1 protein-coding gene is annotated in these 243 nt (G+C 63.8%); it reads right to left on the reverse strand.

Annotation, left to right across the window (positions count from 1 at the left end; all coding sequences use genetic code 11):
* Nucleotides 1–243 (reverse strand): CorA family divalent cation transporter (locus AC0L2O_RS37350; protein WP_473373270.1); only part of this gene is annotated, 243 nt, incomplete at both ends.

The raw sequence follows: 243 nt of genomic DNA on the forward strand, positions 1-243 counted from the left end.
CCCCAGACGCCTGACGAACAGATAGACGACCGCCGCGACCGCGAGCGATATCGCCGACGCCACCCAAAAGCCCACCCGCGTGTCGACCAGCGGCAGCCCGCCGACATTCATGCCGAACAGGCCCGAGATGATCGTCATCGGCAACAGCACCGCGGTCATCACCGACAGCATGTAAAGCAACTGGTTCGACTGCGTCGTCAGCTTGGCCATCAGCTCGTCCTGCAAGATCCTGGCGCGTGCCTG

This window comes from Bradyrhizobium sp. Kon10, assembly GCF_055807395.1.